Source organism: Microcystis sp. LEGE 08355 (assembly GCF_015207185.1).
Lineage (GTDB): Bacteria > Cyanobacteriota > Cyanobacteriia > Cyanobacteriales > Microcystaceae > Microcystis > Microcystis panniformis.
The window spans coordinates 1-7,815 of record NZ_JADEXI010000187.1 but is presented as its reverse complement, the minus strand read 5'-3'; the positions used below and the strand labels follow the sequence as shown (position 1 = coordinate 7,815).

At 39.9% G+C, this 7,815-nt stretch carries 4 protein-coding genes; all 4 read left to right on the top strand.

Annotation, left to right across the window (positions count from 1 at the left end; genetic code table 11):
* Positions 1 to 431, top strand: a 431-nt coding sequence (locus IQ242_RS11320; protein ID WP_193960043.1) for a DUF4351 domain-containing protein, incomplete at its 5' end; no start/stop codon positions are given.
* A 168-nt stretch (positions 432 to 599) separates the two neighbouring features.
* Positions 600 to 845 carry a UPF0175 family protein gene (locus tag IQ242_RS11315; RefSeq protein ID WP_002770627.1) on the top strand — a complete coding sequence of 82 codons (246 nt, stop codon included), beginning with the start codon at positions 600 to 602 and terminating at the stop codon, positions 843 to 845.
* Complete coding sequence (locus tag IQ242_RS11310) at positions 842 to 1,339, top strand: DUF3368 domain-containing protein (protein WP_193960042.1); 498 nt, start codon at positions 842 to 844, stop codon at positions 1,337 to 1,339. Before IQ242_RS11315 ends, IQ242_RS11310 begins: the two co-directional genes overlap by 4 nt.
* A gap of 258 nt (positions 1,340 to 1,597) precedes the next feature.
* The gene (locus tag IQ242_RS26120) at positions 1,598 to 7,750 is read left to right on the top strand and encodes a Calx-beta domain-containing protein (RefSeq protein WP_228020936.1); all 6,153 of its coding nucleotides are present in this window, start codon (positions 1,598 to 1,600) and stop codon (positions 7,748 to 7,750) included.
* Positions 7,751 to 7,815: the final 65 nt, after the last annotated feature.

Below are 7,815 nucleotides of genomic sequence, written 5' to 3'. Positions count from 1 at the left end.
AGGTAAAGGCTGAATGTCTGCGCTTGTTAATTACTTTAAAGTTAAATCCTGCAAAAATGCAATTAATTTCTGGATTTATTGATACTTATCTTAATCTTAATCCAGTCGAAGAGAGACAATTTCAAGAAGAGATTAGCACATTTAGTCAACCCGTACAGGAGGGAGTTATGCAAATTACTACCAGTTGGATGCGTCAAGGTATTGAACAAGGTATCGAACAAGGTATTGAACGCGGTATCGAACAAGGTATTGAACGGGAAAAGACATTGATTATTCGTCAACTTAAACGCAAGTTAGGGGAGATTAATCCTTCATTAGAAACTAAAATCATGGAGTTAAGTATTGATGATGTTGAAGTATTAGGAGAAGCTTTATTCGATTTCTCTACAGTTGAAGATTTAATCAATTGGTTGAATACTTTAACTGCCTAGGTTTGACGTTAGCGATCGCATCTTCGCCATGACAAGGGGTAAGATTGCTTCGGAGAGGGAATTTCAGTTAACAGTTAACAGTTAGAAGTGAGGTCTGCCAAAGGGAATTGACAGACCGCAAAACATAGGATAGCATTTGTATAATTCTTATCAAAATACGGAGAAAATATGACTCTAGTTATTTCCCAAGAAGTGATTAAAGCAAGTGGTTTATCAGAGGATGAACTGTTGAAGGAAATTGTTGTTATGTTATTCCAACAAGATAAGATTAGCTTAGGAAAAGCAAGTGAGTTATTAGGTATTAATCAAATCAAGTTTCAACGGCTGCTTTCTGAACGAGGAATTTGTATTCACTATGATGTTGCTGAGTTTCAGGAAGATATTAAGCATTTAAAAGAGAAAGGTTGGCTGTGATTATTATTAGCGATACTTCTCCTCTCAGCAGTCTTGCTCTTGTTGGTTATCTGTCAATCTTAAAAGATATTTATACTAATGTTGTTATTCCCCAAGCAGTTGCCAATGAATTAGCCAATTTAACTGAGGAAGATATCCGCATTAAAGCGATAATTTCTCTGAACTGGATACAGGTTAAACAAGCCTCTAATTTGGAACTTGTGGCTTGTTTGAGCAATGACTATAATTTAGATATTGGCGAAGCAGAAGCAATCGCTCTTGCCTTAGAATTAAAAGCAGATGAATTGTTAATTGATGAGCGTCTTGGACGGAGGGAGGCTGTGCGTTTGGGGCTGTCAATTACGGGGGTTCTAGGAGTTCTTTTAATCGCTAAAAATAGAGGATTGATTGCTAAGGTTCAACCCATAATCGATGCTCTAATACTCCAAGCAAATTTTCGCATCAGTCGTCAACTTTATCAGGAGGTTTTGCAAACGGCAAATGAATTAGATTAAGTTGTGATTTTAGAAAACGGGTTTCTTCGAGAAACTATTTAGAAAACCCGTTTTCTTGTATTTAGAAAACGGGTTTCTTTGAGAACCTATTTAGAAACCGGGTTTCTTTGAGAAACCCGGTTTCTTCTTGGTTTCTTTGAGAAACTCTTTGAGAAACCCGGTTTCTTGTAATAAATGTTAATTTCTGTTACAGGGGTATTGAAAAATTGGCGATTGTTGGGCTAAAACTGTTAGCAATAAACCTTTGCTGTTAATGTCATGACTTCTACCCTGTTGCCGATTTTTCCTGCTATTGACGATATTTTGTTCGATTTCGCTCAATCTGATGGCTTTTGGGCAAATTTGGCCATCGCTTTTGGCACAAGTTATGATGTGGTTAAGGCGACGCAATTACGACAACAGTGGCAAAGCCGAAATTTTAGTCAACTTCCTGAGATTGAGGTTGTCAACAGCAGTGTTTTAGGTAGTGCAAATGGCGCTTATGGGATTAGCACCAATAAGATATATCTATCTGAAAGTTTTTTTGCTTCTGCTAGTTTAGATGCTTTGGTTGCGGTGATTTTAGAAGAAATTGGGCATTTTGTGGATGCTCAAATTAATAGGGTGGATACGGTGGGGGATGAGGGAGAATTATTTTCTCATCTGGTGAGAGGGGTTAATTTAACTGAGGCTGAGTTAACTTATATTCAAGCAGAAGATGATCGTTCTGTTATTGATTTAGGGGGACAATTTATAGGGGTTGAACAAACAGCACCAATTACTTTAATTGTCAATACTACTATAGATGAGAATGATGGAAGTGCCACTATTGGGAGTGGTTTATCTTTGCGGGATGCTGTGGCAATTGCTAATAAAAGTCCTAATACTCCCTATATTATTAAGCTGAAATCAGGAACGACTTATGAATTGACTTATGTTAATAATACGACAACAGACGATCGCAGTTTGAAGACACAAGGTACGATTACCATTGAAACTGATGGAACAGCACTAGCTTCTATTGTTAATAATGCTAGTCCTATCTCTGGGGAGAATGATTATAATTCTATTATAAGTAACTCTAGTCAACTTGGAGTTACATTAAATAATCTCTATATCAGCAACAAAGCAGGAAGGGGAATTGACAACGACTACGGGGGAACATTAACATTAAACAACAGTACAATAACAGGTAATACGGCTACTTATGGAGGGGGAATTGACAACGATGGAACATTAACATTAACCAACAGTACAATATCTGGTAATACTGGAGGGGGAATTCACAACTGGGGAAGGGGAATATTAACGTTAACCAACAGTACAATATCTGGTAATACGGCTACTAATTTTGGAGGGGGAATTGAGAACGATGGAACATTAACGTTAACCAACAGTACAATAACAGGTAATACGGCTACTTATTCTGGAGGGGGAATTTACAACTGGGGAAGGGGAACATTAACATTAACCAACAGTACAATATCTGGTAATACGGCTACTGGTTATTATGGTTCTGGAGGGGGAATTTACAACTCTACGGGAACATTAACAATAACCGACAGTGCAATATCTGGTAATACGGCTACTGGTTCTGGAGGGGGAATTGAAAACTATGGAACATTAACATTAACTGACAGTACAGTATCTGGTAATACGGCTGCTTATGACGGAGGGGGAATTGACAACTCTACGGGAACATTAACATTAACCAACAGTACAATATCTGGTAATACGGCTACTGGTTCTGGAGGGGGAATTTACAACTCTTGGGGAACATTAACAATAACCGACAGTACAATAACAGGTAATACGGCTGCTTATGACGGAGGGGGAATTTACAACGACTACCGGGGAACATTAACATTAACTAACAATACAATATCTGGTAATACGGCTGCTTATGACGGAGGGGGAATTTACAACTACTATGGAACATTAACATTAACGAATAACATTCTTACTAACAATAATGCCAACTTAGGTGGCGGTATTTACAATCATGGTACATGGAGTTCAAATAGTATTATTAGTGGACATACTGCGAACCAAGTTTGGTATATAGATTCAGATGGAGATTCAACTACATCCAAATCCAGCTGGATTAATGGTCAATGGATAGCAAATCCAATAGATCCACAATATCCAAATATATATGATGATGCCACTTTTACCGCACTCCCACCCACACCTGATTCTCCACCTAAACCAACGATATCAGTCAGTAATGCGCGGTTTGATGCTCCCGCAGGGAAGGTTATTTTCGAGGTTAAACTGTCCTCAACCTATGATAAACCCATAACCGTTGATTACTATACCCTTGATGGAAGTGCCAATTCAATAGACCCTAACCAATTAAAAGATTTTAACAATGTTGTCAAACAAACCCTCTCCTTTTTCCCAGGACAAACCAGTAAACAAATAGAAATTACTGTTTTAGGAAGTGCGCCTCCTACCGACCAAACCTTTGAGATTTTGGCTAGAGACACCGCTTATCGTAATTGGACAGATACGGACAAAGGCAAAGAAGTAGATAAGATCTATGACTATAGTGACCTGGGTTACGAAGGCTATCGTATCAATAAAGTCTTCAAAGATTCTACCACAGGATTTGATGCTGTTGGTTTAACTTCTGATGAAAAATTCTTTCTGGTTTTAGCCAATCCCCTTAATGCCAATGAATTTACATCCAATAGCAATAACTTACTGCAAGATATTGCCAATACTTCAGGCGGTAACAATACCGCCGCCTATACCGCTGGACAGAATCTAATCAACCAACTCACCAGCGCCAATCAATCCTATACCTTCACTGATGGCACAATTTATGACCTTGCTAAACCTCCTGTTTTAGCTATTCGGGGTACTGTATTTTCATCTGGTAAAGATTTATTAAGTGATACTGAAACCGAAGGAGTTGGCTATAATCAATTTACTAACAATAAAGCCGCAGTCAATCAATGGCTTTCAGAAGTAACTAATCCCGTAAGCGGATTGACTCTAAAACCTAATATTACAGGTCATAGTTTAGGCGGTGCATTAAGTCAGTGGGTAGGGGGTAGTTATACAGGACAACTCGGAAAGATTGTTACTTTCAATAGTCCGGGTATTTCTCAACAACCCGGCATTAATTTCAACGCTACTAATAACTTAGGTGTCACTCATTACATAACCTCGGCTGATTTGGTTAGCATTGCAGGTTCAAAATATCTGAGTGGAGTCTGGAACTTAGAAAAATATTCAAAACTAACATCTGCAATTACTTTTGAAAAACATTCAGTTCCCGTCTTAAATCAAACTATTACAAGAACTAATTTGTCAAAGCCGACAGATTTAACTCGGAAAGTTGCCAACGGAAATACCACTGATTTAAGTAGTTACTGGTTTACATATTTGCCTGATGCTGATTATTTTGCTCTTCAAGCAGCCGTTGCTGCAATACGTCCAATTCTGGGTGCTGCTTTAACTTATCGTGGAACCGTTGAACTGAATCGAAAAGCAATTGGAATTGTCATTGATAGTATTGGAAATATATCCGATGCAGTAAAATCCGCTTACAATGCAGCTAAATCTTGGACTTCAGATGCGTGGAATGCGATTATTGGACAGTCTGACAAGAAACTTGGTTTATCTCCATCAACTGCAAATCAAAGCAATTCAACGCAAACGCTTGCATCATCTTTTCTGGACACAAATAGCTATGAAATAGCAACAACAGCTACAGCATCACAGACAATTGATAACTTTTGGGATGCCATACCTGATTGGGGAGATAACGCTTGGCAAGCTACAACTAAATGGTCAGCAGATGCTTGGAAAAGTATTGATGAATGGACACCCCAAACTTGGCAAGCAACAACTACCTGGACAGCAGCCGATTGGGATAAACCATTCTTGACTATCTCAAATCCGACAATTGTAGAAAACAATTCAGGAACAAATAACCTGATATTTAAAGTTACATTGTCAACCACAAGTACCCAAACAATTACCGTAAATTATGGCACTGCTGATAACACAGCAACAGCAGGAAGCGACTATACAGCCACAACAGGGACTCTCACCTTTATCCCCGGACAAATCAGCCAAGATATTATTATTTCCGTCAATGGTGATACTGCAATTGAACCGGATGAGACTTTCTTGATTAACCTTTCTAATCCTAGCAATGCGCTGATTACAGATAATCAAGGATTAGGAACAATTACTAATGATGATGGTGATAATACCAGTGTCACCCTTCCCATTATTACTCTTACTGTCTCTCCCACAAGTGTTACAGAAGACGGAACAACTAACTTAGTCTATACCTTCACTCGCACCGGAGTAACAACTGATGCTTTGACAGTCAATTACACAGTCGGGGGGACAGCTACCCTTAATACAGATTACACTCAAACTGGTGCAGCAAGTTTTACAAGTACAACAGGAACAGTTACTTTCGCTGCTGGTTCAGATACTGCGACTGTAACAATTGACCCCACTGCTGATACAAATGTTGAAGATGATGAAACCGTAACTTTAAACCTTGCTCCTGGGACGGGTTATACAATAGGTACGACTGACGCAGTTGTGGGAATCATTACCGATACTGATAATGAAACTCCTAGTAATCAAGCTCCCACAGATTTAGCATTAAGTGCCAGTACCGTAGATGAAAATGTTCCTGTTAACACAGTAATTGGAACATTTTCCAGCACAGACCCCGATACTGGTAATAGCTTTACCTATAGTTTAATAGCAGGAACAGGAGATACAGATAACTCAGCATTCTCGATTGTGGGGAATCAATTACAGATTAATAATTCCCCAGATTTTGAAACCAAAAATAGTTACAGTATTCGGGTAAAAACCACTGACCAAGGGGGACTAAGTTTTGAGAAAACCTTGACAATTACTGTCAATGATGTTAATGAAACTCCTAGTAATCAAGCTCCAACAAATTTAGCCTTAAGTGCGACAACAGTAAATGAAAATGTCCCTGTTAACACAGTGATAGGAACATTTTCTACCACAGACCCCGATACTGGTAATAGCTTTATCTATAGTTTAGTTACAGGAACAGGAGATACAGATAATACTGCCTTCTCGATTGTGGGGAATCAATTACAGATTAATAATTCCCCCGATTTTGAAACCAAGAATAGTTACAGTATTCGGGTAAAAACCACCGATCAAGGGGGACTAAGTTTTGAGAAAAACTTGACAATTACTGTCAATGATGTTAATGAAACTCCCGGTAATCAAGCTCCCACAGCCCTAATTTTCCAAAATGCTGTCACCGAGTTAGCGGAAAATGTCGATGTCACCCCAGAATTTAAAGTCGCCGACCTCCTGATTGAAGATGATGGTTTAGGAACCAATAATCTCTTCCTCACGGGACGGGATAGGGAGCGCTTCTTAATTCAGAATTCGGCTCTTTTCTATGTCGGTTTTACCCCTAATTTTGAAGCTCAAAACAGTTACGAAGTCACCGTCAATGTCGATGATACAACCGTTGGTGTCACCCCCGATCTCACCCAAACCTTCACTTTAAACATCACCGATGTCAACGAAGCTCCCACAGCCCTAATTCTTGCTAATAGTACCAATGCGATCGCTGAAAATACCGATACCAGTCAAGGTGTCAAAGTTGCCGATATTCAGATCAGCGATGATGCCTTGGGGACAAATAGCCTTTCTTTGTTGGGCAATGATCAGAGCAGTTTCCAGATTCGTGGCCGGGAATTATTCTTCATCGGTAAGGCTGATTTTGAAGCCCAATCCCTCTATAATCTGACGGTGGCAGTGACGGACACCACCCTCAAACCGGCTCCCAATGCCACGCCAGACGCAACGGTTAATTTCACCCTAGAAATTACCAATCTACCCGATCAAGACGTTAATCCCCAAACCCTTGAATTTAAAGATACGGGTAATGGACAAGGTTCTCTGGTTTTCAACTTCAGTAACTTGCCCGGTAGCATACAGGTCAGAGCCATTGAGGAAGGACTTAAACAGACGGGAGCCTTCTTCAATAACGTTGTCGGTCTCTATCCAGTGGCCGATGATAACGGAGCCGTTTTTGATAGCCTCGATTTAGATGGAGATGGCAACCTGACAGAGTTAATTCAACCCAGTCAATCGGGTTATGCGCGTACCGCCTTAAGTCAAGCGGTGAATAACTTCTTTTTGCGGGCCAGTGGGGAAGGGGCAAACCAAAGCACCACCGCCGCTGAATTTGGGGATGTGTTGTTGGAAGGGGGGCGACGCTACGCACCCTTTGTGATTGCCAATGGGGGCAATCTGGGAGAAAGTCTGCAAGGGAGTGTTCAGGCATTTTTGACCAAGAATCCCGATAACGTGGCGGCTACCCTAGAAAACTATATAAGTCATCGAAAATTTGGGTCTGAAACCCCGTCGTTCTACGACGGCTTTACTGTTAAATATTAGCACATTTACGAAATATATGCTAAAATGTGAGACATGGAAAAAGCCTACTCGTTTCGATTTTACCC

Bases quoted from the DNA above. Each gene is read 5' to 3' on its own strand.
- IQ242_RS11315 (WP_002770627.1), top strand. From the start codon at position 600: ATGACTCTAGTTATTTCCCAAGAAGTGATTAAAGCAAGTGGTTTATCA.
- IQ242_RS26120 (WP_228020936.1), top strand. From the start codon at position 1,598: ATGACTTCTACCCTGTTGCCGATTTTTCCTGCTATTGACGATATTTTG.